This window comes from Allocatenococcus thiocycli (assembly GCF_921292965.1).
In the GTDB taxonomy this organism is placed as follows: Bacteria; Pseudomonadota; Gammaproteobacteria; order Enterobacterales; family Vibrionaceae; genus Vibrio; species Vibrio natriegens.
This window is the reverse complement of sequence record NZ_CAKLCK010000039.1, coordinates 189,324-214,426: the sequence shown is the minus strand read 5'-3', so window position 1 is coordinate 214,426 and position 25,103 is coordinate 189,324. Positions and strand designations below refer to the sequence as shown.

Annotated in this window: 21 protein-coding genes; 14 read left to right on the top strand and 7 right to left on the bottom strand. The window is 44.0% G+C overall.

Features of this window, described 5'->3' with window-relative positions:
• On the bottom strand, window positions 1–341 hold a 341-nt coding region (locus L9Q40_RS16285; protein WP_498793948.1), incomplete at its 3' end, for an alpha-ketoglutarate-dependent dioxygenase AlkB family protein.
• 135 nt (window positions 342–476) lie between these two features.
• Here L9Q40_RS16285 and L9Q40_RS16280 point away from each other — a divergent pair.
• Complete coding sequence (locus L9Q40_RS16280) at window positions 477–1,859, top strand: diguanylate cyclase (RefSeq protein ID WP_498793953.1); 1,383 nt, start codon at window positions 477–479, stop codon at window positions 1,857–1,859.
• Window positions 1,860–2,203: 344 nt separating this feature from the next.
• On the opposite strand, the gene L9Q40_RS16275 is transcribed toward L9Q40_RS16280, so the two are convergent.
• A complete protein-coding gene (locus L9Q40_RS16275; RefSeq protein WP_014233550.1) occupies window positions 2,204–3,760 on the bottom strand; it encodes a DUF3612 domain-containing protein in 1,557 nt (518 codons plus the stop codon).
• Between the two features lie 174 nt (window positions 3,761–3,934).
• On the opposite strand from L9Q40_RS16275, the gene L9Q40_RS16270 reads away from it, so the two are divergent.
• A complete protein-coding gene (locus L9Q40_RS16270) occupies window positions 3,935–4,513 on the top strand; it encodes an aldolase/citrate lyase/malate synthase family protein (protein WP_014233551.1) in 579 nt (192 codons plus the stop codon).
• A 105-nt stretch (window positions 4,514–4,618) separates the two neighbouring features.
• On the opposite strand, the gene gefA is transcribed toward L9Q40_RS16270, so the two are convergent.
• On the bottom strand, window positions 4,619–5,632 hold the full coding sequence (gene gefA / locus L9Q40_RS16265) for a diguanylate cyclase GefA (protein ID WP_440877939.1): 1,014 nt from the start codon (window positions 5,630–5,632) through the stop codon (window positions 4,619–4,621).
• 181 nt (window positions 5,633–5,813) lie between these two features.
• On the opposite strand from gefA, the gene L9Q40_RS16260 reads away from it, so the two are divergent.
• Window positions 5,814–7,358 carry a cryptochrome/photolyase family protein gene (locus L9Q40_RS16260; RefSeq protein ID WP_498793947.1) on the top strand — a complete coding sequence of 515 codons (1,545 nt, stop codon included), beginning with the start codon at window positions 5,814–5,816 and terminating at the stop codon, window positions 7,356–7,358.
• The gene (locus L9Q40_RS16255; RefSeq protein WP_434171386.1) at window positions 7,358–8,065 is read left to right on the top strand and encodes an SDR family oxidoreductase; all 708 of its coding nucleotides are present in this window, start codon (window positions 7,358–7,360) and stop codon (window positions 8,063–8,065) included. The genes L9Q40_RS16260 and L9Q40_RS16255 overlap by 1 nt, the downstream gene beginning before the upstream one ends.
• 10 nt (window positions 8,066–8,075) lie before the next feature.
• Here the strand turns inward: L9Q40_RS16255 and L9Q40_RS16250 are convergent, their stop codons facing one another.
• Both L9Q40_RS16250 and msrB read right to left on the bottom strand, forming a co-directional pair.
• Window positions 8,076–8,228: a DUF2256 domain-containing protein gene (locus L9Q40_RS16250; RefSeq protein ID WP_498793946.1), complete on the bottom strand. Its 153-nt coding sequence runs from the start codon at window positions 8,226–8,228 to the stop codon at window positions 8,076–8,078.
• Window positions 8,229–8,240: 12 nt separating this feature from the next.
• Window positions 8,241–9,380, bottom strand: coding sequence for a peptide-methionine (R)-S-oxide reductase MsrB (gene msrB / locus L9Q40_RS16245; protein ID WP_491842738.1), 1,140 nt, complete (start codon window positions 9,378–9,380; stop codon window positions 8,241–8,243).
• Window positions 9,381–9,560: 180 nt separating this feature from the next.
• On the opposite strand from msrB, the gene L9Q40_RS16240 reads away from it, so the two are divergent.
• From L9Q40_RS16240 to L9Q40_RS16220, 5 genes are all read left to right on the top strand, one after another.
• Window positions 9,561–9,959 carry an OsmC family protein gene (locus L9Q40_RS16240; protein WP_065297924.1) on the top strand — a complete coding sequence of 133 codons (399 nt, stop codon included), beginning with the start codon at window positions 9,561–9,563 and terminating at the stop codon, window positions 9,957–9,959.
• Window positions 9,960–10,073: 114 nt separating this feature from the next.
• On the top strand, window positions 10,074–10,628 hold the full coding sequence (locus tag L9Q40_RS16235) for a sugar O-acetyltransferase (protein ID WP_014233558.1): 555 nt from the start codon (window positions 10,074–10,076) through the stop codon (window positions 10,626–10,628).
• 141 nt (window positions 10,629–10,769) lie between these two features.
• Window positions 10,770–11,129, top strand: a complete 360-nt coding sequence (locus tag L9Q40_RS16230) for a DUF805 domain-containing protein (protein ID WP_498793945.1) — start codon at window positions 10,770–10,772, stop codon at window positions 11,127–11,129.
• A gap of 1,132 nt (window positions 11,130–12,261) precedes the next feature.
• A complete protein-coding gene (locus tag L9Q40_RS16225) occupies window positions 12,262–13,128 on the top strand; it encodes a hypothetical protein (protein ID WP_498793944.1) in 867 nt (288 codons plus the stop codon).
• A 32-nt stretch (window positions 13,129–13,160) separates the two neighbouring features.
• Window positions 13,161–17,282 carry a MoxR-like ATPase gene (locus tag L9Q40_RS16220; RefSeq protein ID WP_498793943.1) on the top strand — a complete coding sequence of 1,374 codons (4,122 nt, stop codon included), beginning with the start codon at window positions 13,161–13,163 and terminating at the stop codon, window positions 17,280–17,282.
• 153 nt (window positions 17,283–17,435) lie between these two features.
• Here the strand turns inward: L9Q40_RS16220 and L9Q40_RS16215 are convergent, their stop codons facing one another.
• Window positions 17,436–18,359: a LysR family transcriptional regulator gene (locus tag L9Q40_RS16215; protein WP_498793942.1), complete on the bottom strand. Its 924-nt coding sequence runs from the start codon at window positions 18,357–18,359 to the stop codon at window positions 17,436–17,438.
• 131 nt (window positions 18,360–18,490) lie between these two features.
• Here L9Q40_RS16215 and yjjG point away from each other — a divergent pair, with 131 nt between their 5' ends.
• Both yjjG and L9Q40_RS16205 read left to right on the top strand, forming a co-directional pair.
• A complete protein-coding gene (gene yjjG, locus L9Q40_RS16210; protein WP_440877945.1) occupies window positions 18,491–19,165 on the top strand; it encodes a pyrimidine 5'-nucleotidase in 675 nt (224 codons plus the stop codon).
• A gap of 38 nt (window positions 19,166–19,203) precedes the next feature.
• A complete protein-coding gene (locus L9Q40_RS16205; RefSeq protein ID WP_268668404.1) occupies window positions 19,204–19,743 on the top strand; it encodes an NUDIX domain-containing protein in 540 nt (179 codons plus the stop codon).
• A gap of 73 nt (window positions 19,744–19,816) precedes the next feature.
• Here L9Q40_RS16205 and L9Q40_RS16200 read toward each other — a convergent pair whose 3' ends face one another.
• On the bottom strand, window positions 19,817–20,251 hold the full coding sequence (locus tag L9Q40_RS16200) for a DUF2541 family protein (protein ID WP_498793941.1): 435 nt from the start codon (window positions 20,249–20,251) through the stop codon (window positions 19,817–19,819).
• 322 nt (window positions 20,252–20,573) lie between these two features.
• On the opposite strand from L9Q40_RS16200, the gene macA reads away from it, so the two are divergent.
• Genes macA through L9Q40_RS16185 form a run of 3 tightly spaced genes read left to right on the top strand, consistent with a single transcriptional unit; the run spans window position 20,574 to window position 25,087 of the window.
• Window positions 20,574–21,746 (top strand): macrolide transporter subunit MacA, encoded by a 1,173-nt coding sequence (gene macA, locus L9Q40_RS16195; protein ID WP_498793940.1) that lies wholly within the window; start codon window positions 20,574–20,576, stop codon window positions 21,744–21,746.
• Window position 21,747: 1 nt separating this feature from the next.
• The gene (locus L9Q40_RS16190; protein ID WP_498793939.1) at window positions 21,748–23,697 is read left to right on the top strand and encodes a MacB family efflux pump subunit; all 1,950 of its coding nucleotides are present in this window, start codon (window positions 21,748–21,750) and stop codon (window positions 23,695–23,697) included.
• A 1-nt stretch (window position 23,698) separates the two neighbouring features.
• Entirely contained in the window at window positions 23,699–25,087 is a 1,389-nt protein-coding gene (locus tag L9Q40_RS16185) for an efflux transporter outer membrane subunit (RefSeq protein ID WP_498793938.1), read from the top strand.
• The last annotated feature ends 16 nt before the right edge of the window (window positions 25,088–25,103 follow it).

Genomic DNA, 25,103 nt, shown 5'->3' with positions numbered 1-25,103 from the left:
TGACCATCGCGGTATAAATTGGCCAATACCGAGTTGAAAGTTACTTCAGCGATGGCTTCACAACGCGCTTTGAGAGTAAGCAGTTCGGGTGTCCACGGATAAGGGGTCATTGTCAGCCCTGAATAGGTGTAAGCGGCGTCGCCATGCCAAGCTTGCAGCCGAGGTTGCAGGACTGACTTGCCAAAGATGTTAATTCGCTCTTGCTGCCATGGTAATGTTTTCCTGAGGATAGCAAAAAAGTTGTCGGCCTCGGCAGCTTCAAGAAAGTTTGGATGATAATAGAGTTTACCTTGCTGCACTTCTTGCCAGAATGAGCTGCTAAATAAGTCATCTTGTTGCATTTTTTACCGCTCTACGTATAAATTTTTTAGATTATTGTTACCTTTATGATAGCTATTGAGTATTATTTGATTAAATAAGAATTTTAACAATAAATGAAAGCGTCTCGCAGCGGTATGCGAGATAGTGGGGAGCCAATGCGCCACTTTCCCAAGAAACAGTATTACTTTGCCTTATTCTTCCTGATTTTTTTCGTTTTGTTTGTCGGAGTTGTTGAACTATTACATCAAAACCAAAAAGAACATAACCGAGAGCAATTACTCGCTGAAGCCAAAGATCAACTTTCTATCCTCCGATCCAACCTGGAGGCAGGCCTTATGGCCGACATTTACCAAGCCAGCACTTTAGGTACGTTAGTGACATTGCTACCTGAAAGTGGTGCGCGCGAGTTAGGTATCGCCGCAGAACGTATTCTGAATAAAAGTAAGAATATTGATGCCATCGGTATCGCGAAAAATGACGTTATAAATCATATGTTTCCACTCAAAGGTAATGAGAGTGCGCTCGGGCTGGATTATAGAACAGTTCCGGAGCAATGGGCGCAAGTGAAAAAAGCCAGAGAGATTCAAGAGATATTCATCGCGGGGCCCGTTACGCTGGTGCAGGGTGGGCGAGGGTTGATTGTTCGAGTTCCTGTATTTCGAGATCCGCCAACAAATAGTGATTATTGGGGCGTTATCAGCGCGGTTATCGATTTTGATAGTTTGCTTAAAGAAACAGGCATTCTCGAGTTTTCTCATCGTTATCCTTTGACGATAAGAGGCTATGACAGTAGTGGTGTATCTGGCGATATCTTTTTTGGGGTGCCGAATTTATCAAAGACAAGGTACGCGACAGAGACGGTTTACTTCCCTTTTGGAAGCTGGAGTTTATCCGTATTCTCAAGTGATACATTCGAACAGCAACTGCCGTGGTACGAATTCCATGTGGTTAGAATTCTTGGCTATTCGGCTTTGTTGGCTTTGAGCGTTACGTTTATTGTTATTTATCGTCTGTATATCATCGCCGACACTCGTGCCTTACATGACGAGCTGACAAAATTGCCAAATCGTCGTTATTTCATGCAGTCCTATAAGCAGCAGTTTGAGCTCGCTCAGCGCTATAAAAAACGATACCACTTTGCTTTGGTGAACATCGACCTCGACCACTTCAAGCACATCAATGATACGCATGGTCATGATGCTGGCGATACCGTTTTACGAGAGACAGCGGAACGCATTAAAGGCAGTTTACGTCGTTCTGATATGGTTGCTCGCATGGGGGGAGATGAATTTTTAGTTGTCGTTTATAACCCAAAATCAGAACAGAGCTTGTTGGCTTTATTACAGAAAATCGAATCAGCGATTTGCACGGCTCCGGTCATTTATGGGCAGGAATTCATTAAACTGCATGTGAGTATGGGTTACGCGATGTTTGAACCTGGAATGACCTCGCCAGAACAAATGTTGAAAATTGCCGACGAAAGAATGTATCAACACAAGCATGGTAAGCATCAAGCGGCTAAAGCTAAATTAGGCTAATCGGAAGCCGTTCTCGTTTTAAGACCTGGCGATCACTGTGATTTCGCTGCTTGGTTGGGCGGTGTTCTTTTTGAGAAAGTAATTAGTAGCAATGCGGTTGGTAGCATATTTGCATTGCGTTGCGTTTTGCAATTGCAATTTGCAAAAATCCTGGTTAATAAAACAACGATATGCATCTGGATCGTTTAAAATACGGGATTTAAAAGTTGGCACGCATCGTGCTTATATATAAGTGACCCTTATTAAGCCGAGGGTCACCTAGCCAACTGACGTTGTTAGTGAATGCAATTTGTTCACAAGTATATACCGCCAATCACGATTATTGTGATTGGCGTTTTTTCTTTCTAGAGGTTGAGAATGTTCACCTCATCTCCTGTTTGATCTGCTTCACCACACTTGCTGTAACAACTTGGCTGTCTTGGACAAACCGCACCTCTCGAGCAGATCAGTCTTGCCTGAGTCTGTATTCCACGCTCTATCCAGTTAATATTTAAAATTTTGGCGATGGTCGTTAAATCCTTTTTGATGTGTGTCGGAATAACACTACTGCCACCTGACGCCACACACAGGGACTTCAACTCTTCTGCGATAGAAACGGCATCGCCACCTTGCGCAGTGATCGCTGGATTTAAATCGATACCAGCACACAACACGCGGTTGTTCCCTGCCGGATCAAATACATTGACTGACTCACAGCAGTAAATGCGTGGTTCATCACCGACATTAAGAATCGAGATTTGAGCCGAGCTGGTATCCAGTGGCTGCGCTAAACGGCGGAACACCGCCCAATGTTGGCAAGGATCGTTTACTTTGCGCATGTTGCCCCACGGTAAAGGAATACCATTCCCTCGATATACCGCTTTGAGCTTTCCTGGGCCGTAGGCATCAAAATAATGCCAATGCGGGTAAGGTGAAACCACCGTCATTCTGCGCATGGCCACAGAAGGAGAAACCCCGGCTTTTTTGTGTACGTCGATTTCGTATCCAGAGCGGTCGAGCAATTGACGAAACGGTACTTTAGGGCACAGCAGCGCACCCGCAAAGAAGCTCGATTCAAAATCACGCCAAGCCTGCAGAATATCTTGTGAATTCAGCTCTGAGTTGGACATTGGGCTGTCCATTTGCTCCCAGTTGTTCTGATGCCCAATGGTGAGTACGTTGTTCATCGCATCACTGCTGTGCAGAACTCGGTGACCAATGTAGACCGCCAGATCATATTTCAGTCTGGTCGGGTAATCGCGCATTCGCTTGTTGAGGTAAATCGTTCCTGGCGCTTCCATAAACGAGGTGATCAACTGTTTAGCACTCACGCCAAGCTCATCGATCACATCTTGAGGTGCTCGGTCTACCCATCGGATGTCGAGCCCCATGCTCTTGGCAATATCGATCAAGTCTTCGACCGAAAGGTTCAAGCGTTTAAGACCGACTTCTTCTGCCGCTCGCTCTAGATCAGGAAAGTGGTTCTGATGATTCTCTTGGTGAGCTCGAATCAGTAAGTGAGCAAACTGGCGTCCTGTAATTCCTGTTTGGGAGAGCATTTCAGGAATCGCAATCTGAAGAATATCATTAGAAAACAGGAAACTTGGCTCCAGCGCCATGCCACTAATACCACCACGGTTACCTTTATTCGGGGTAATAGCTTCGAGTTCCGGTTCATCATCTAAAAACCAAGCGGGATCTTTTTGGAAAACTTCCGCGATCACTTCCAGCATATCGATGCTCGGGACGCGTTTTCCACGTTCAATCATAGAAAGGTAAGAAACCGAAGGCGCGTACTCTGGATTGATCCTTACACAGCGAGCAGACAAATCTTCCATTGTTAAATGGTTGTTTTTTCTCAGGTTACGTATTTTCGTACCGAGAAAATGAGACTGACGAATTAAGCTTTTTGACACAGACATTTTTGTAAAATTCACACTGTAAAATTTTTGTTGTGAAATTGTAGTAAATTATTCGCTAGTCTACATACTAAGCAGACAAGGAAATTAACCATCAACTTCACAGAATTGTCTGAAACTTAAACAACAGAATTAAGTAAGTACTCTAGGACGAGTTTTTAGTGCGAGGATATGACGATGAATATGCTGAACTTCGATAATAAAGAAATGCAACAACAACAACGCCCATTTATCGCTGAAGCTGTATTTGCCGTCGAAGCGGTGAGTGCTGAGCAACAGAGCGAAAAACAAGTAAAAGCGAAGCAACTACTTGACCGTATGTTCCCTTTGGAGAACGGGTCACACCAAGACGTATCAAGCTACGTAATTGATTACCGTCATGTACTAGCTTACTTTAAAGACGGTTCTCACAGCGGTCTGGCAAGTCCAAAACATTTTGTGGCGTACACTGGTGAGAAAGAAGATCCTAAATCGATTTTGCTTAAAGATGAGTCAGGTAACCATGTTGAAGTAATGTTCGGTTGTCACAAAGGTACGGGATGTGTTGAGCTGATGGACATTGATGACATTCAGTTAGAAACCCGCATCACGTTTAACCCTGAACTGACTGGTAATGCGCCAACGGCAATGCGTCACTGGATTAGCCTGGTAAAAGGTGACAAGAAAGGTAAGCCTATGGCTTGCAGTGAAGACAAAGAATACACGGCTAAAAATGGTGAAGATTACGTTCTGAGCTACTGCTACAACGTAGACTAATCTTCTGAATAAGCCAGATAAACAAAACCCTGCACAATATGCAGGGTTTGTTGTTTTTAAAGTGAGCAAGGTAAAGCCGTCGCACATTTGTTGCACGCTTTGATGCTAGATAGGCATGACTCGATTTCGACCTAACATCTTGGCATCATAAAGTTGCTTATCTGCTTTGGAAACCAAGGATTCCGCTGTCTCTCCAGGTTCAAATTCTGCCACACCAAACGACGCTGTTATGCTGTGAACCTGAGTGCCCGTGCGTTTATCTTTCACTCGTAGTTTTTCAATCATACGGCGCAGCGTATCAGCATATTGACGTGCAATACGCAGCGATTTGTTCGGTACAATTAACGCAAACTCTTCACCGCCAAAACGATAAGCGCAGCTTCCATCACGACAGCTCTGTTGCAGTCGTCGAGCAATCGATTTAAGAACGCTGTCACCGAAAAGGTGGCCATAACAATCGTTAAATTCTTTGAAATGGTCGATATCAAGCATTATCAGACTCATCGACTGATTTGCATCGACTAACGCGGCGAGATCTGAATCAAAAGCGCGACGGTTGTAGAGGTTGGATAGCCCATCAAATAGGGCGTCTTTTTGTACTTCTGCCAGTTGGGTTTTGAGGCGAGAAATCTCTTCACTGGCGTTGGTGAGCTGACTATTTAAAAACTTAGTTGAATGACGAATCTCATGCGCATCCTCTACGAACTGATGGACGGCGTTCATGACTTCCTCAATGCTCACATTGTTATCTTGAACTTTTTCTAGCTTGTTGACGCTCTTGTCTACCATGTCTGAAAATGTGGAGGTATCTGAAATCGTATCATCCATTGAACTTGATATTTCGTTCAACAACACTTCTATATTGTTTCTTAGATCGTCAAGACTGGTTTCCGCTTTATTTGCCACATAACGCTTATAGAGATTCTGCGTGGCAGCTGGCGGACAAACATCGTAGCTTTTTAACACAGTATCCATCTCTAGATTGAGATCTGGAATGGCGTTATCCACGTAGGTATACCAAAGCGCGTAGTTAGCTGGAGTTGCTGCTACGTAGTTTTTGATCATTAGTGGCACCGCTTTTTTTAAGTTAGCGGTTGATTTCTTAAACTCGTCAGTCATTTCTGAGATGAAAGTAACAAAATGGAATTAGTCTTAGAGTAGCGGAAAATGGAAAGTATCGCTTTAAATATTTGAATGCTTTATACAAAAATGAGTGATTAGGGTAATTATTGATAATTTAAAAGGCAGAAAACCCAAACCAATGACTAGAAGCAATAATTATTCGCATAAGGAATGATAGATGCGATATGAGACAGTTAGACTGATACTGGGTGATCAGCTCAATAGTGAGCATTCATGGTTTCAGCAAGTGGATGACAACGTACTTTTTCTGATAGCCGAACTGAAGCAGGAAAATACTTATGTGACGCATCATATACAAAAAGTATGTGCATTTTTTTCTGCGATGGCGCAGTTTGCGAAAGAAAAACTGAGTGAAGGCCATCATGCATTGTATTTGACTTTAGATGATACCCAGCCTTTTGAGAACCTCGAGCAATTGTTAAAGCACTACGTTAAAGAAGTTGGTGCGATTAAGTTTGAGTATCAAAGACCGGATGAATACCGGCTATTGGAACAGTTAGCGAATGTAAAACTAGAAGGCGTTGTTACGCGTTGTGTCGATACTGAGCACTTTTTACTGCCATTTGAGGAAATAGAGCCGCAGTTTCCGAAAGGGAAGCACGTCACGATGGAGCATTTTTATCGCCGCATGCGTAAGCGTTTCAATATTTTGATGCAAGACGGCAAACCTTTGAGTGGAAAGTGGAATTACGACGCGAACAATCGCAATAAACTCAAAGCAAAAGACATCGAACAACTGCCTAATCCGCTGATGTTCAGCTTAAATGTGGATGAGATTATTGCGCGCTTAAAGCGACACGATATCCAGACGATAGGAAAACTCGACGCAGCTCTGCTGTGGCCAGTTAACCGTACTCAGAGCTTATCTCTTCTGGCGCATTTCTGTCAGGTCTGCCTCCCTTTGTTTGGACGGTTTCAGGACGCCATGACGGGCGAGCATGATGCGAAGTGGAGCCTTTACCACAGTAGATTGTCTTTCTCGATGAACAGTAAATTACTGCATCCGAAGGAAGTGATTAATGCTGCGCTTCGTGCCTTTGAGGCGAACCCCAATATCGATATTTCTCAGGTCGAAGGCTTTATTCGTCAAGTTTTAGGCTGGCGAGAGTACATACGAGCCATTTATTGGGCGAATATGCCACAGTATCCGCAGAAAAATGAGCTTGGGGCGTCACGCCAACTGCCCGGCTACTTTTGGAGTGGTGAAACGAAAATGGCTTGTATGCGTAATGCGATTGGACAGTCACTTGATTACGCCTACGCGCTTCACATCCAGCGTTTGATGGTTACGGGTAATTTTTGCTTGCTGACAGAGATAGATCCAAACCAAGTTGATGAATGGTACCTTGGTATATACGTCGATGCGATTGAATGGGTGGAAATGCCCAACACCCGAGGGATGGCCTTGTTCGCCGATGGTGGCATTGTTGGCACTAAGCCCTACGCCGCCAGTGGCTCCTACATTAATAAAATGAGTGACTATTGCAAAAACTGCCATTACAACAACAAAGCTCGCAGCGGAGAAGGCTCATGCCCATTTAACAGTTTGTACTGGCGCTTTATGCACAAACACGAGAAGCGCTTAGCCAGCAATCCGCGAATCGGGATGATTTTCCGTTCGTGGGACAATATGGAAGAGTCGCAACGTCAAGCCATTCTGGATACTGCTGAGCAATACCTCTCGGACTTGGAGAACTTGTAATGAAAATTCTGGTTGCTGGTGGAAATGGTGGAATCGGGTGGGCGATAGTGCAAGAAATAGGAAGACGATTTCCGACTGCGGAGGTTCATGCTACCTATCGTCGACAAAAGCCAGACGTTCATCAAAGTGGAGTGATTTGGCATCAAGTAGATGTCAGCGATGAATCTCAAATAAGAAGCTTGAGTGAGTCTGTCTGCGAGGTCGATTGGGTGATTAACTGCATTGGCATGCTGCATACCAAGGACAAAGGGCCAGAAAAGAATTTGAGTTCTCTCGACGCCGAGTTTTTTCTTCAATCGGTCGCGGTTAATGCCTTACCAACTCTGCTGTTGGCGAAATATTTCACACCTGCCTTGAAACGCAGTCACACTCCAAAATTTGCTTCAATATCGGCAAAGGTTGGCAGCATCAGTGACAATCAACTTGGCGGCTGGTACAGCTACCGAGCTTCCAAGGCCGCGCTCAATATGTTTCTTAAAACCATGTCGATTGAGTGGCGTCGCACGGTAAAGCATGGCGTGGTTTTAGCGCTTCACCCCGGTACGACGGATACGCCTCTATCTGCACCTTTTCAGGCGAATGTGCCTTCAAATAAGCTTTTTACGCCACAGCGAGTCGCGTCTGATTTGATTCGGTTGATAGAAAAAGCAGCCCCGCAAGAGAGCGGGGCGTTTTGGGCGTATGATGGGGAGAGTTTACCTTGGTAACTTCTTTTTACTACGACGTCGATAGTGATGACTTACTACGGCGACAGCGCTCAGAACAATAAACTACTTCTGCCCAACTTCGTTGCCATTTTTTGCGCCAGGAAAACGGGCGCTGACACACGGGACAAATTTTGGTTGGTAACTTTGCTTTAAATCCCTTCATGCATTTTTATCATTATTTGAAAAGATACAAGTAATCACCGTAACCTTGCTGAGCCATTTTATTTACAGGAACAAATTTCATCGCAGCAGAGTTCATGCAGTAACGCAGCCCGGTTGGCTTTGGTCCATCTTCAAACACGTGGCCAAGGTGTGAGTCTCCGAATTTACTGCGCACCTCTGTTCTCGGATACAACAGCTTGTAATCGGTTTTTTCCACGATGTATCCGGGATTGATTGGTTTAGTAAAGCTTGGCCAACCGGTGCCGGACTTGTATTTGTCGGTTGAAGAAAATAGCGGTTCACCTGTGACAATATCCACGTAAATACCCGCTTTTTTGTTATCCCAATACTCGTTATCAAACGGCTTTTCTGTCCCTTCTTCTTGTGTGACGTAATATTGCAATTCCGTCAGGGTAGACTTGATTTTAGCTTGGGTAGGTTTGTTGTAAGCTTTGACCTTCGACAATAGCTTTTTTTCTTCGATAAGTTGGCGAAGGGTTTTCGGACGTTCTTTACGATCATCACCAAACACTTCATCCAGGTACTGATCTCGTCCCGAAGCGTAACGGTAGTACTTGTATTTCAAACTGCTCTTTTTGTAATAGTCCTGATGGTATGTCTCGGCAGGGTAGAACTTCTCAAATTTGATCAACTCAGTTTTCAGCGGTTTTGGGTAAATCATCGCTTTATCTATTTCCATCATGAAGTCTTCAGCAATCTGCTTTTGCTGCGCATTGTGATAGAAAATTGCTGGGCGATATTGAGGACCGCGATCAACAAACGAACCTTTATCGTCGGTCGGATCGATGTGCCTGAAAAAATAGTCCAGAACTTGCTCGTAGCTCACCACGCTTGGATCGTATTTCACTTCGACTACTTCGATGTGCCCGCTCTTACCCGAAGACACTTGTTTGTATGTTGGGTTTTTAACGTGACCACCCGAATAGCCAGAAACCACGTCCAACACACCGGTTAGTTGCTCTAAATCTGACTCTGTACACCAAAAGCAGCCACCCGCAAGTGTCGCAACCTCTACTTTTTCTGAAGTGTTCGTTTTACTCATCGTGTCCGCGCTGCTTACCGTACTGAGTAGTAGGAACAAGACTGGCAGCCCGAAAGAGAATCCGATTATTAACTTAGATAACGTCTTCATAGCATCCTCTATAATTAATTTCTCAACTGTTACGTAAATAGAAAGGTAACAGAGCGAAAAAATTGCACGAATCTTGAAAATTACGTTGTCCTTTTTTCTAACAAAGATAGAGTATCGGCACGAAACATACCTGCTCGTTGATACGAGGGTGTTAACGAACGATGCAATATGAGGTAAACCATGCAAGCAGAAGTTAAATGGGTCGAAGATTTTAAATTCCTAGGTCAGTCTCAGTCTGGCCATTCTGTCGTGATGGACGGGAATGGTGGCGCTACGGCTCCAAGCCCAATGGAAATGGTACTAATGGCGGCGGGCGGTTGTAGCTCTGTCGACGTTGTAGATGGCTTAAAATCTGCAGAGCAAAAGGTTGAGTCGGTCAACGCGAAGTTAACCACAGAGCGTCGCGAAACGGCACCGCGTATTTTCACCAAAGTGAATATTCACTTTGAAGTGTCTGGTAAAGATCTGAATCCAGAAATTGTTGCTCAAGTTGCGGCAGATTCCCTCGAAAAATATTGCTCAGTTTGTTTGATGCTTGGAGAAGGCGTTGAGATGACCCATAGCTGGGAAATTGTTTAACCCCGCATAACGCCAAAAATCAGAAAACAGGAAGGAGAAAAGCGTCGTCTTTTCTCTTTTTTTATTTCTGAAATCACGTACGGTGAGTCCTGTTTTAAGTAGTAGGGTTTTCCAATGACAGAATTAGAGAAAATGATGTCTGGCCAAGTGTTTAATGGTATGGATGAATCAATCGATGCCATTAGGACGCACGCCACTCATGCATTGCGCGCGTTTAACAACAATACCGATGAAAGTCAGCGTGACGCGTTGCAAAAGCAACTGTTTGGTAAAGCAGGGTTGTGTATTGTTCAAGCTCCGTTTCACTGCGAGTTTGGTAAAACCATTGAAATTGGTGAAGAGACCTTTATCAACATGAATGTGGTTATGCTTGACGGTGCAAAAATTACCATTGGAAATAACGTCCTGATTGGCCCAAGTGCCCAGTTTTACACCGCTTCACATTCATTGGATTACCGTAGTCGCCGACGCTGGGAAACCTTTTGTAAACCGATCGTTGTCGAAGACGATGTATGGATTGGCGGTAACTCCGTCATCAATCAAGGGGTGACGATTGGTGCTCGATCCGTCATTGCGGCAAACTCAGTCGTAAACAGTGATGTTCCGCCCGATTGCCTTTATGGCGGGACGCCAGCGAAATTGATTCGTCGTCTGGACGAAAAGGACTAGTTTCAAAGCGATCTTCCATCAACCGAGTAAGATATGGTTGAAAATTGCGACTAATTGCAAAAAGTTGCATTTGTCGAGGTAAGTATGAGTTATGCACTATATAGTTAGTGTTAGCAAACTTACCAAGTCGGGAGAAAAAAGATGGATTGGTACTTAGCAGTATTAAAGAAATATGCAGTGTTTAACGGAAGAGCAAGAAGAAAAGAGTATTGGATGTTCTTTTTATTCAACCTTCTGATTACGATTGTTTTGGAAATTATTGATGGCCTATTAGGCACGGCTTTGATTGGCGCTGTTTACGGGCTCGCTGTGTTGGTTCCTAGTATTGCTGTTACCGTACGTCGATTACACGACATAGGACGAACAGGCTGGTGGGTACTGATTGGCTTGATTCCTTTGCTTGGTTTGATCGTACTGATTATTTTTGCTGCGACTGAAGGTAACAGAGGCAGGAATGAGTACGGCTCAGATCCGAAAGAGGCAGGTGAAGCCTTTGCCTAGTAGCTCTTCTCTTAAGGTACTTTAACGCTTAGAGCCTTGTGTTCACGTCGGAGAGTTTGGCTAGCACTGCCAATTTGTCTATCGGTGCTAGCCATAAAAAGTAGATATGAATATTTCTGCTTTCTCACATTATGTACGTCAGATGATCAACAGGCACAACACAATCAATTTTTTCCTTAGAATCTAGCCCTTCGCCCTTACTTCAAACAACACCCTCAAATCACAACCTTTCAATATCCAGGTGACGAACTTACGGTTTTCTAATACTCAATCATTGAGAATCAATCAGAGGATTGTGAGGTTGATGAAGGCACATGTTGCGTTTTTAAATGTTTAAAAATGGGATTTGGTCTCATTGGTGGCTGTCCTTGGTTTTCACTATAACTTGTTAATATATTTGATTTTTTACTCACGTGTGAATTGAATCGCATTTTGTTTTAATTGATAAAAAACATTCCATGTGAATTATTATTCCAAATTATGCAGCCCAAATGGTCTGCTAACTTACATGAATGCGTTTGGTTATTCGTTTGGTGAATAATTCATTGTTCACCAATTCTGAAAATAAATGACTTTCTATTCATATAGTCGGAGTGTTACATCAATATATTAGGAAAATCGAATTTGATCTTATTTATATCTTTTGTATTAAATGCGCAATTAATTATTAACAACTATTTAAATAAAAATAAATGATATTGGTGATTTATCTTATACGCGTGTATCACCACATTTAAGAAGCAATACCTGGCCTGTATAAATATAACAACCAAATAATTTTGGTGTTTATAACCATGTAGCGGGCATAGCTCATGTTGCTATCAGAATCTTATATTGATGTTTTTGTGTGATTTTTATTTTTTGTTTAACTTTTTGTATTTTAAAGCTTTTTTTGTTTTGAAGTTGAAAAATGTAATTCATATTAAATTACAAGTAAAACGTAGGCTTATACCAAAATAGTTCACTGATAAACAAGTTAAATAATATTTTAAAAAATTAATAGGGATTTAATCATAAGAGTCATCTTGTGATTGATAGGCTTATTGGGATGTCTTAATGGAATTGCATCCCAATAATCTGTTTGTCTTTAAGTTTACTCAAATAAACTTAATTTTCATGGAAGTTCTAAAACATGCAGTACACAACAAAGTGGATGAAGACGCCGCTTACAATGTTGTTGGGTACGCTATTTTCAATGCCTTCATTGGCAGAGGATACGAGCGTACTCGATAGCTGCGGGCCAGAATCTACACACAATGACGTAGAGACGTCCTATTTTGTTTGCAAGTTAAGTGGGTCCGTTTACCTATCTTACGATACAAACATTTACGATAAAGACGATCATCGGTCCGTTCGCAATTTTTCTTGGGGAGGGGATCTCAGCTATTCCTTTTCTCGCGATATAAAAGCCTACTTTTCTGCTGGAGGTTATCGGGCTCTTGAAGACGAAGTTGGCACTTACGCGACGGACTCAGTGTTAGGTTTGCAGCACGCGAACCTTTACAATTTTGGCGATACAGGAAAGGTCGGAATCGCTGGTCAGTTCACTATCCCTACCTCAGAAGACTCACGTAATGATGAATTGAAAACAGCATTTCGTTTGGCAGTGCCTATTTCTTTTTCTATCTGGAGTATCGACTTCTCCATTTCTCCAAGAGTAAGAAAAAATTTTCACGAATACAAAACCATGGGTGGACGCTCTCTGACTGAATGGAGTTACTCCGTGTTCACTTTAGCGGAAAAATCGTGGGAACCGTTTTCTCTAGGGGTCACGGCTCTTGGTGGAAACACCATCAGTTATCAAGGTACTCGAAGAAGCAGCTGGAAATACGAAAGTGCTTTGTATGGTGCATACAAGTTTGATGACGACTGGTCTTTGCTACTTGCCGTTTCATCGACAGGTTTCTATCAAGATGCTGAGCGAGGCACTTTGGGCAACATTGATTTGTTAAACCAGGAAAAAACCTCGTATATCGCCGAAGTCGCCTACTCGTTCTAGGAAAATAAAAGAAAATTAAGGATATCCAAATAATGTTTAAAAAATTGACACTGGTGTCAGCAATTACAGCCGCGCTCGTTGGTTGTGGAGCAGACGATCAAGCTTATGACTATGTTGAAAGAGATGCAAAAGAGGTTGCGGTTAAGGATCTGAAAGATGGTCGATGGTTCTATGTTCCGACGACAGGCGCAGCCCCACGCTTCGCATTAAACCAATTCCCTTTCTTGCAAGGTTCTCCTCGCTACGTTGAATTATGTTTCACAAAAGAAGGTTTGGAAGTTCGGAGTTACGATAAGAACTACCCTGATGCCAACCTCTCCAAAGACGCAAACAATTATTGTGGTGAAGAGAAGTTTGTTGCCGGTGACGACGATGTAAACTTTGCCCAAGTGCTGACAATTCCAGGTGATTTTGCGGCCTATCGCTGTGAAGAAGACTCCTATGGAGATTGTACCAATGAAGAAGAAATCAATGAAGATGATAGCTTAGACTACAAGCAGAAAACTCACTTTACACCTAACCCTGAAGAACTTGAGGTTGCTGAGTTCAATAAGGAAGATCTGTATGGCGTTAATGACGGTATTTCAGAACAAGGCACGCCACGCCTCATCTCTTGGGACTTCGACCCTGAGAAAGGCATACTGAACTTCGAATTAGAGCGTACCTTCCGTGTTGATTTAGATAATCTCTCTGATTACATCAACTTTGCAACCAAAGCGAGTCTGGAAGAAGCGCTTGTGGATGGCGCATTCAAATCTCGTTTCTATTACTCTTTGGTCCACGAAAGTGAAATCGCAACTGAAGGCTACCAACCAATTCTTTATCCAGTCGGCGATGAGAATGATATTGGCTTCTTCACCACTGCGACCAAAAAACTGAATCCGATAACGAACAAGTACGATCGAGAGGTGGTTTACCTGAACCGCTTCAACCCAGATCAAGAGTCGATTGAATACTACTTGAGCGACAATTTCTTTGAAGAGAAGAACAAACTATTTCTTGATGCTACGCTTGAGTCGATCGATAAAATGAATCAAACGCTAAGAGTATTTGGTTCAGATTCTGGTAAGCCAGAAATTGAAATTGTAAACAAAACTAACGCGGCTGGCATTCATCCTGGCGATTTGCGTTACAACGTGATTAACCTGATTGATGAACCCCTAGCTAATGGTTTATTGGGGTACGGCCCTTCAGTTGCTAACCCAGTGACGGGTGAGATCATCAAAGCACACGTTAACCAGTACGCAGGCGTAGCGAGAACAGGTGTACCTTTCTACTGGGATAACTTGGCTCGATTCTATAACCGTAATCAGTTGGACATGGATGGATTAGATCCATTGCAAACCAGTACCGGAAAGGTAAAAACAGACGTTTCTGAAAGAATTGAAGCGCTGTCGACTCTGGCTGCAATGGAAAAGCTGAATGCTGATGAAAATGTTTATGCACCACTGATTTCGAAAGAGGAAATGATCTCTGGTAGAGCGGCGACTAAGAGCCCGACGCAACTGCTTTCAGACTTCAATGATGACATGGCCTTTGAGGACGTTGTTGCCGCAGAAGAAAACCGTTTGTCTTTCTGGGCAGAAAATAACGTATATCCAATCGAAGCATCGTGGGTTTCATCAACCAATAAAGCGATGCTAGATAACTTGCAACTCAAAGATGACCGTTATTTTGAGATCAAACTTGATGATGTCGGTAAAGAAACCTCTCGTCAGCTTAAGCGATGGAAATACCTGCCAAAAGATTTGCAGATAGAAGCCGCTAATGCGATTACGGTCGCGACGTACAGCAATACCCTGGTGCACGAGCTTGGTCACAATGTGGGTCTGCGCCATAACTTCAAGGCGTCGAACGACAAAGAAAACTACTACACTCTGGAACAAGCACATCAACTTGGCTTAAATAACATTCCAGCGTACAGCTCAACAATGGACTACGCGCCAAGTATGTTGGATGAAACACCGACTTGGGGTCTGTATGACATTGCGGCATTCAAGTTTGCCTATGGTCGTAAAGTAGAAACGATTCAAAATTCTTCAGGTGTGGCTCCAACACCAGTTGGAAAACCTGCAGACAGTGCGAGTGAAGATGAAAAAGCGGCCTACGAGCGCTACCTTACTGATCTGCAAGCTTATAAACAAAGTTTCGCTTATAAGTTCGGTGACAATCCAGAGAATGATTCTCTCATGGTGTGTCTAGAGGTTAAGGCACTAGCGGGCGATGACGAGGGTAAATCCCTGTACAACTGTGACTTTAGCCGATTTGATGCGGCTGCGTTATCTGATGATGTCGAGCTGGATGCTAAGACTCGTTACGGTGTTCTCTACTATTTAGATAAGGTCAACGAGATTGAACGCAAACACTATGACTTCTGTACTGATGGCAACGTGTCACTAAACAGTGACTGTAACCGTTTTGATGAAGGGACAAACTTAGCAGAGATCGTGTCATACCAATGGCAAAGCTATCTTGATAGTTACGATCGTCGCAACTTAGATTTGTACGGTACAAACGGTCTGTATTCATCCGATTACCCAAGCTATCTGGTTCGTCGTTTTAGAGAAATGAGCTCTATCCGCGATAAGATGGAAGATCTAGAGCGTATTGACAATCTGTACACGAATTTGGGTTTAACATCGAGTACAGACAAGCCTGGGGATTTCTTGTTACGCCTTGTATCAAACCCTGAACACTGTAATGAGGGTAATGCAGACAAAAATAGATGGTTCTGTGATTATGCGTATGGTGCGAAGAAATCTGCCGCATTCTTCCTTGATGTGTTGCGCACACCTGAACACCAATGTGTGATTGAAAATGCAGAAGGACATCAAAAAGTTATATCGTTCGGTCAATTGTTAGATAATAACTCTTTCTTCATTCCTGCCGACTACGATCTTAAAACTGCAAACTGCTTTGATGGCCTAGTCGCTGGATTTATTGAAGATGCAGAAAATGGTTATACAGCAGTGGCAGAAACGGAAAATGGTCGCTTCCTAAACTCAATTGGTAGCTTTGACCCGGATTACCCTTGGTCGAATTCCATCTCTGTTTTGGGGCACTGGCCAGATAAAGCATTGGCAAGCTATTTCTTAGCGCGTCGATTCTCAAACCGTTATACCGATGAAGTGAGCTTTGCATCCTTACTTGATATTCCGGGTGTGCAGTCAGAGTACGAAGACATCATGAACAACATTTTGGTCAATGATGCACTGAATACGCCTGTCGCATTAGTTGATAAAGACGGTAAGGAATATCTGAATCTGCAAGGTGTGACAGTGAACCTGCATATCACTGAACAGATGGAATCTTTGCCACCGATGCCTAGTGGTATTGCTAACTTCTTGGATATAGATGACCGAAGCCGCGAGCGTATCGGTGATGTTCTTCTAAGAATGGGTGTGCGCCAAATGCAGTCTGACGATTACAAAGTGAAGTCACGCGGCAAAGCTCAATTTGATGTTTTCACCAAGCAGCAAGATCGCTATGACATTATTGCAGGTGATAAAGTCGAGTTCGTTATTGATGGTAAGAAGTTTGTTGCGACAAAAGAAAACAAACTGGCTTATGACTATGCAAATCAGCTGGTTACGTCGGAAGGCTACGATCTAAAACTTTACTTGGATAGTTATGACCAAGAAGAGTTAAGTGAGGTTGCCGCTAATATCGATAGCGCATGGGGACCATTCCGTACATCAATTCTCCCAGCATTTCATGATGCCGTGTTGCTACTTGATGCGCCGATGGTTAATGCAATGAAGACGACGATTGATGCTGATATTGCAGCTGGTGTCCTGACATTTAACCGATCATTCATCAACTTTGTGAATGCAAACATTGCATCAGGAGATATCGTATTTGACGCTAATGCGAGAACGTTGAGCTACCAAGGTGGTAAAGCGCACAGTGACTTCAAAGCATTCGAGGCGTATTCAGATGCGATGCTTTTGATCTTCAATGGATACACCCAACAAATGATGTTTGCAGTCGACAATGTGTACACGGGCTACAGCGCTTCCTCTGATGCACATAAAGAGTTGTGGCTAAAAGATCTGGATATGATTCAAGCGTATCTAGATGGGGATATCGGCGCAGTTGCTGGTAAATACTATGAAATGCTAGATCGTTTACCCGAAGCCACTGACTTTGAATAAACGACTCCCGATACTTTAAAGCAAAGGCCTGCACTACCGCAGGCCTTTTTATTGCTAAATGCACCATCGTGATTAATGGGTTCTTACGTTAGATTTAAACGCGGTGACACATCCGGTTAAAGTGACAATCGCCCTGAGCTCTTTCGTGTTGGGTTATTTATCTGGGCTACTGTATCGATCCCAGTAGGGTAAATCAGTCCCCAGCTTTTCGCTGATATAGTCGATAAATACCCTCACTTTTAACGGCATGTGTTTACGTTCTGGAAAAACGGCGTAAATGGCGTGCTCTGGTAGCGCGTAATCTTCCATGACCACTTTGAGGTTACCAGCAGCGATGTCTCTTGATGCGATAAAAGTGGGTAGCTGCGCAATGCCAGAACCTCTCAGCAGAAGTTGCCGAATGGCTTCGCTGTTATTCACAACAAAGTTACCTTTTGGCAAAACGCGGTACTCACTGCCGTTGTTAATGAACATCCACTCTACGCCACCTCGAAAATACGAATACAGCAGACAGTTATGGGCAACCAGATCACTTGGCTTTTGCGGAGTACCGAACTTAGCAAGGTAATCGGGTGATGCGCAAAGCACACTTTTACAAGGTGCGAGACGCTTGGCAACTAAGTTAGAGGAAGCTAACTCTCCAATGCGGATACCCAAATCAAAACCGTCTTTGATCAAGTCGACCATCTTATCTTCAAGGTTCAAGTCCACTTCGATCTTAGGGTAACGAGAGAGAAACTCACTGATTAGAGGCGCGATATGCAGCACGCCAAATGACATCGGCACAGTGATTTTAAGCCGCCCTTGCGGAGAGCCTTGTAACTCGGAAACCGCATCAACACCTTGTTGAGCAAGATTGACTGCTTGAGACGCGTATTCAAAGTAGCGTCTGCCCGCTTCGGTCAGGCTTAATTTTCTTGTGGTGCGGTTAAGTAAACGAATGCCGAGATCGTCTTCCAGTTGATTGATGCGCTTACTGACGGCAGATTTTGTCAGGTTAAGTTGTTTGGCTGCAAGCGAAAAGCTGCCGCACTCTACCACCGCCACAAATACCGGCAGGGAGGCTATCGCATTCACATCAATCTCCTTACATTGTTGATTCAAAGGATACAATTAATTTCCAATTATAGTGATTATCTTCCAGAAGAAAACAATCTAGACTATGTACCCATAAGATTATCGACGACCTTGAATTTTGGGATGAAAAAATGAAGTACGATTGGATTCTGTTTGACGCTGACGAGACCTTGTTTCACTTTGACGCTTTCAAAGGTTTGCAACTGATGTTTTCTCGTAAAGGCGTAGATTTTACAGAGCAAGATTTTGCTCACTACCAAACGGTAAACAAGCCACTATGGGTTGACTATCAAGATGGAAAAGTGTCAGCAGATGAGCTTAAACACAAACGGTTTACCGAATGGGCAGAAAAGCTCAACACGACTACCGCAGAATTAAACAGCGCGTTTTTAGAAGCCATGGCTGACATTTGTAGCCTGCTGCCAGGGGCGAAAGAACTGATGGAAGCGCTACAAGGTAAAGCTAAAATGGGCATCATAACCAATGGCTTTACTGAGTTGCAGGCTATCCGTCTTGAACGTACCGGGATGACCGACTACTTTGATCAAATCGTGATCTCCGAGCAAGTTGGTGTCGCAAAACCGGACTTAGGCATTTTTGAATACGCCATGCAGCAAATGGGTCACCCATGTAAAACGCGTGTATTGATGGTAGGTGATAATCTGCACTCAGATATTTTGGGCGGTAATAATTTTGGCATTGAAACCTGTTGGCTGAACACCACCGGCGCAAGTGTTGACGAACGTATCGCACCTAGCTACACCGTAGAATCATTGAGTGAACTAAAGAACATTTTGATTGCGTAGAGAGTCAATAAATAGGCTTTAATAAACAAGGAATAACCGTGTCAGATATCAAGCAGCTCGACAGTAAAATTGTCTATCAAAATAAGTGGATGACGGTTCGTGAAGACAAAATTTTGCGTCCAAGTGGCGCGGAAGGCATCTACGGTGTTGTCGACAAACCAGACTGTGCGGCGATCCTTGCTATCGATAATGGAATGATTCACTTGGTTCAACAGTTTCGTTATACCGTAGGACAGCGTTGCTGGGAGATCCCTCAAGGTGCCTGGGAATCCAGCCCGGATGTTGATCCGCTGGAACTCGCAAAAGGCGAACTGCGGGAAGAAACTGGCATGTTAGCGGGAACAATGGAGTACGTGGGTCCACAGTTTATTGCTTACGGTTTTTTGAATCAGACTTGCCACGTTTACTTTGCAAGCGATCTTACTGAAGTGGGCAATAAGCTTGATAGCGAAGAAGAAGATCTTATTTCCCGGGCATTCTCTGTAGAAGAATTCGAGCAGATGATGATAGAAGGGGCAATCAAAGACAGTGTGACGATTGCCGCTTATGGTTTAGCGAAACTCAAGAAATTCATTTAATTCCACACGACTATTGGTTGCTTTTGAATTTTTACAGCGGCATGGTGCCGCTGTATCAGACATGATATGTCGTTTATTCGTCGACTTTCTTACCTAATATTTCCACATGTGCTTTTTTAGTCACACCAGTGACTTGTAGCGCAGTATTGCCAACAGATTCGTAATTCAATTCGATCTTATCTAGTTTAGCGTCATCTTTTGTCGGTAGGCTCAGACCGCGTGATGACATGCCATTGGTAAGAACGCCTAAACTGTCGAATGTCTTTTCCTGACCATCTTTCATGACCACTTTAATGCTTTTTAGATTCACCGTCCCTTGCGTACATTTGATCTTTATGTGGCTAAAGTGAGCATTTGCAAATGGTGAAAGTGGATTTACCGTGTCTGTTTCGGATTTAAAGCTTACGGTTTTTTCAGCAATTTTATCCCAGTCACTATCGCTGGCGACTGACTTAAAAGAGGTAAAAGCAACCAAAAGAGAGAGTGTGATAGCTTTGAACAGTTTCATGTATTTTCCTCGCGATTAACCTAGACGTTTTTTTAAATCAATTCGATGGGCATTGTTATTTCTTTTTCAGTAAAGCGCATCTTGTCTTACAAATAGAACGTGGCTGTTTTGGTACTGAATGGTTGTGCCGGAGTCTTGTTATTGTAAACCCTGAGCTAAGTTTAGTTCAGAATCTGCGTCTAACTGTTTAATTTAGGTAGGATATTTTGACTTCGAAATACTCAATCTTGACGATACTTTACTTTTCTTTACGGCAAGCTGCCTATACGTAAACATCAAATCGCAGTATAAAATAATATCGATTACTTACTTCACATGTTTTATGAAACTCAAGAAAAAATGGCTCGCATTGTGTGGCGTTCTTCTCGCCGGAGCGGCTGGTGTGTACTTTTTACAGCCTCCAGAAGAGCTTTCCTCATATGCCACGGAAACAGTACGTAAAGGGAACATTGAAAAAGCCGTCTTAGCCAACGGCATGTTACAGGCATCTAAGTTAGTTAATGTCGGTGCTCAGGTGTCTGGTCAAATACAAAGTTTGGCAGTCAGCCTCGGTGACGAGATAAAACAGGGCGATCTTATCGTTCAAATCGATAGCCTGACCCAACAAAATAGCCTTAAAGAGGCTCAAGCGTCTTTGAATAGCCTCAACGCGCAATACAAAGCGAAACAGGCCGAAATCAAACAAGCGAACTACGAATATGTTCGCCAGAAAGGCATGCTAGCCGCGAAAGCCAGTTCAAGAGCTGACTACGAAAGTGCTGAAGCGTCATTGGCAATCTACAAAGCAGAATTAGCACAGCTCGACGCTGAAATCGAAAAAGCTAAGATCAGTGTTGATAGTGCCAAAGTCGACCTTGGTTACACGACGATCAACGCACCGATGGATGGTACCGTGGTTTACACCTCTGTCGAAGAGGGACAAACCGTCAATGCTAACCAGACCACACCAACTATTATCGAACTTGCCAAGCTGGATACGATGACGGTAAAAGCCGAAATCTCTGAAGCTGATGTTATCTTCGTTCACCCCGGTCAAACCGCCGTTTTCACGATTCTTGGTCAACCTAATCAGCAGTATCAGGGCACCTTACGCGCTATTGAGCCTGGTCCAACGATTATGGATGGCGATGACAGCGATCTGACGATCTCTGATAGTGATGCCATTTACTACAACGCCGTTTTTGACGTTGATAATCCGCAAGGTGTTCTGCGCATCGGTATGACGGCTCAGGTCTCCATTGTTCTGGAAGAATCTCAAGATACACTCATTATCCCGGCGCAAGTACTGCAAAAGGTGGGTGGCAAAAATGCATACACGGTTCCGGTTTTGGAAAACGGTCAAGTGGTGCAAAAGCCGGTTAAAGTCGGTATCAACAATAAAGTGAATGTTGAAATTCTTTCTGGCTTGAAGGAAGGCGATCAAGTGGTATTGGGTACAGCAATGGCAGATGGTTCGTCAAGCAGCAGACGTTCACGACCTCCAATGAGGTTCTAATATGAGTCAAGTACTATTAAAAGTAGAGGACTTAACCCGAAGCTTTGTATCCGGCGATGAATCACTCACCGTACTTAATCACATTAATTTAGAGATTAAGCGCGGTGAGATGGTGGCTATCGTTGGTGCCTCTGGTTCTGGTAAGTCAACACTCATGAACGTACTGGGCTGTCTGGATCAACCCACAAGCGGTCGCTATTTCATTAATGGGCAAGATGTTTCTACGCTGGAGTCTGACGAACTGGCGCAGCTAAGACGTGAATACTTTGGTTTTATCTTTCAAAGATATCATTTGCTGAGCGATTTAACGGCAGTGGGTAACGTTGAAGTTCCCGCAGTGTACGCTGGTATTTCTCATCGTCAACGTGAAGCGCGAGCTAAAGCATTACTAACACGATTGGGTCTGGAAGAGCGCCTGACTCATAAACCGAGCCAATTAAGTGGCGGTCAACAGCAACGTGTGAGTGTCGCACGTGCGTTGATGAATGGCGGAGAGGTTATTCTGGCGGATGAACCTACCGGCGCTCTGGACAGCCACAGTGGCGAAGAGATGATGGCTCTGCTCAAAGAGCTACACCAGCTTGGGCACACTATCATTCTCGTCACTCATGATATGAATGTGGCGAATTTTGCTGACCGAATTATCGAAATCAAAGATGGGGAAATCATCTCCGATAAACAAAACGTCAGTGAAGCCAAAAATGCTCAGGCAGAAGTGAAGAAACAATCGCAGCAGGATGCCAGTCAATGGTGGAGGTGGGATAGTTTCGTTGATGCATTAAAAATGGCGTTGCTCGCCATGTCCAGCCATCGAATGCGCACGTTTTTGACCATGCTGGGGATCATCATTGGTATTGCATCCGTCGTATCGGTGGTCGCTCTCGGTAACGGTACTCAGCAACAGATTTTGTCGAATATTGCCTCCATGGGGACCAACACTATTGATATCAGACCCGGCACCGGTTTTGGTGACAGACGCTCAGGAAGAATTCGGACGCTGACCGCGGATGATGCCGAATCACTAAAGAGTCTGCCATTCGTTGATAGTGTGACGCCTTCAATATCGAACAGCTTAACCGTTCGTTCCGGCAATCAGGATGCGTCGGCAACCATTGAAGGTGTGGGTGAAGACTATTTCCGTGTTCGAGGCTATGAGATCGCACAGGGGCAGTTCTGGGATGAAGACAGCGTCAGTTCACTCGCACAAGAAGCGGTAATTGATGACAACACCAGAAAAGAGATTTTCTCAGATCGAAGTCCTATCGGTGAAGTGATATTCCTCGGCTCATTACCTGTGCGGATTGTTGGCGTCACGCAAAAGAAAGACGACGCATTTGGTAACAGTGAAGCACTGAAAATCTGGGTGCCGTACACCACCATGTCCGGTCGCATGATGGGGCAACGTTATCTCAATGGCATTACGGTCAGGATCGATGAAAATGCCTCTAGCAGCGCTGCCGAGCAAAGTATCATCAGCTTACTAAAAATGCGCCATGGTACGGAAGATTTCTTTACCATCAATACGGATACGATTCGTCAAAATATCGAGAAAACGACGGCAACCATGACATTGCTCATCTCTGCGATTGCGGTGATCTCTCTTATTGTTGGCGGTATCGGTGTGATGAATATCATGTTGGTCTCAGTAACTGAACGTACTAAAGAGATTGGCGTAAGGATGGCGGTTGGCGCAAGGCAGGCGGATATTCTCCGACAATTCTTGATTGAAGCCGTACTGGTTTGTTTGTGCGGTGGTATTACGGGGATTGGTTTGGCGTTTCTAATTGGATTTGCTTTTAGTTCGTCAGGTAGCAGCTTCCAAATGATCTACTCAATGAACTCGATCATCTCGGCATTCATATGTTCGACACTGATTGGTATTGCGTTTGGCTTCTTACCTGCACGTAACGCAGCAAAACTAGACCCGATTGAAGCATTAGCGAGAGATTAACATGACAAAAACAACGAAATTTAAAACTCGCTTTCTTGCCGTAGCATTAGGCGTAACCTTGCTTTCTGGCTGTGGTTCCATGATGCGTACTGATTATCAGGCTCCTGAGGTTCAGGTTCCGACCAACTGGCAGCAATTACATGTGGCTGGTGATGTCAGTATTGACCCGTGGTGGCTGGCGTTTAATGACCCCAACCTGGACAGTTACATCAATAAGGTACTTGAGGAAAATAACGATCTGGAAGTCGCGACGCTGACACTTAAAAAAGCACGTTTGCAGCTAGGATTAGCGAAAGATGACTTGTTTCCGACGTTCAGTTCATCGACTTCTGCTCAGGTTGAAAAGTGGCTAGACAGTGGCGAATCGGGTGACAGCTACAGCACAAACTTATCCGTCGGTTACGAGTTGGATTTGTGGGGCAAGGTTTCTGCTGATATTGATGAAGCAAAATGGGCGGCAATGGCGAGCAAAGAAGATCGTGAAGCTACCGCTCAAAGTTTGGTTGCGACAACCGCTTCACTTTACTGGCAGATTGGTTATCTCAAGCAGCGATTGCAACTTGGCCAAAACAACATTGATGATGCACAGCAGACCCTGAATCTGATTCAAAGGCAGTATGAACTGGGTGCAGTAGACCAACTTGATGTGTTGGAAGCGACGAGTTCACTGGCAAGCCTGCAAGCGCAGCAAAGTGAATTCGAACAGAGTTTATTAGAAGCCAACAATGCGTTTGCAATCCTGTTCAATCAGCCACCTCAGAATATGAGCGACAACATTCGCATGTTACCGGAGGGAAGCGTTCCGTCGTTAAGTGTTGGTGTGCCTGCCGATCTGTTGATTCGTCGGCCTGATGTCAAAGCTGCGATTTATGACGTGAAATCTGCTCTGGCAAACAAAGATGCCGCTGATCTGGATTACCTACCTGAGCTGACGTTAACGGGAGCGCTAGGTGGTTCTTCAGAGGCATTAAAAGACTTGCTTTCTAACCCCGTAGGCACGTTAGGCGCAGACATCACATTGCCATTTCTGCAATGGAACGAAATGGAGAACAACAAAGCGATTGCGGATGTCGAGTACAAAACGGCTATCGTCAATTACCGCCAAGTGTTGTACACCGCATTCCAGGATGTGGAGAACGCGCTGTCAGCACGCGAAAAGTTGATGTATCAATCTGATCGTTTGCAAGAGCAATATGATGCGGCCAGTGCCGCTGAGAAGATTTATGCTGCGCGATACCAGTATGGCTCTACTTCGATCATGGACTATTTAGATGCTCAGGAAAACACCAGAAACGCAGAAGCGTCTTTGCTTGAGAATCGATACAATCAATTCATTACTCAGGTAACGCTATATCAATCATTAGGTGGTACGGATATAGCGCCGTTGTAACTCCCCGCGTAAAAGT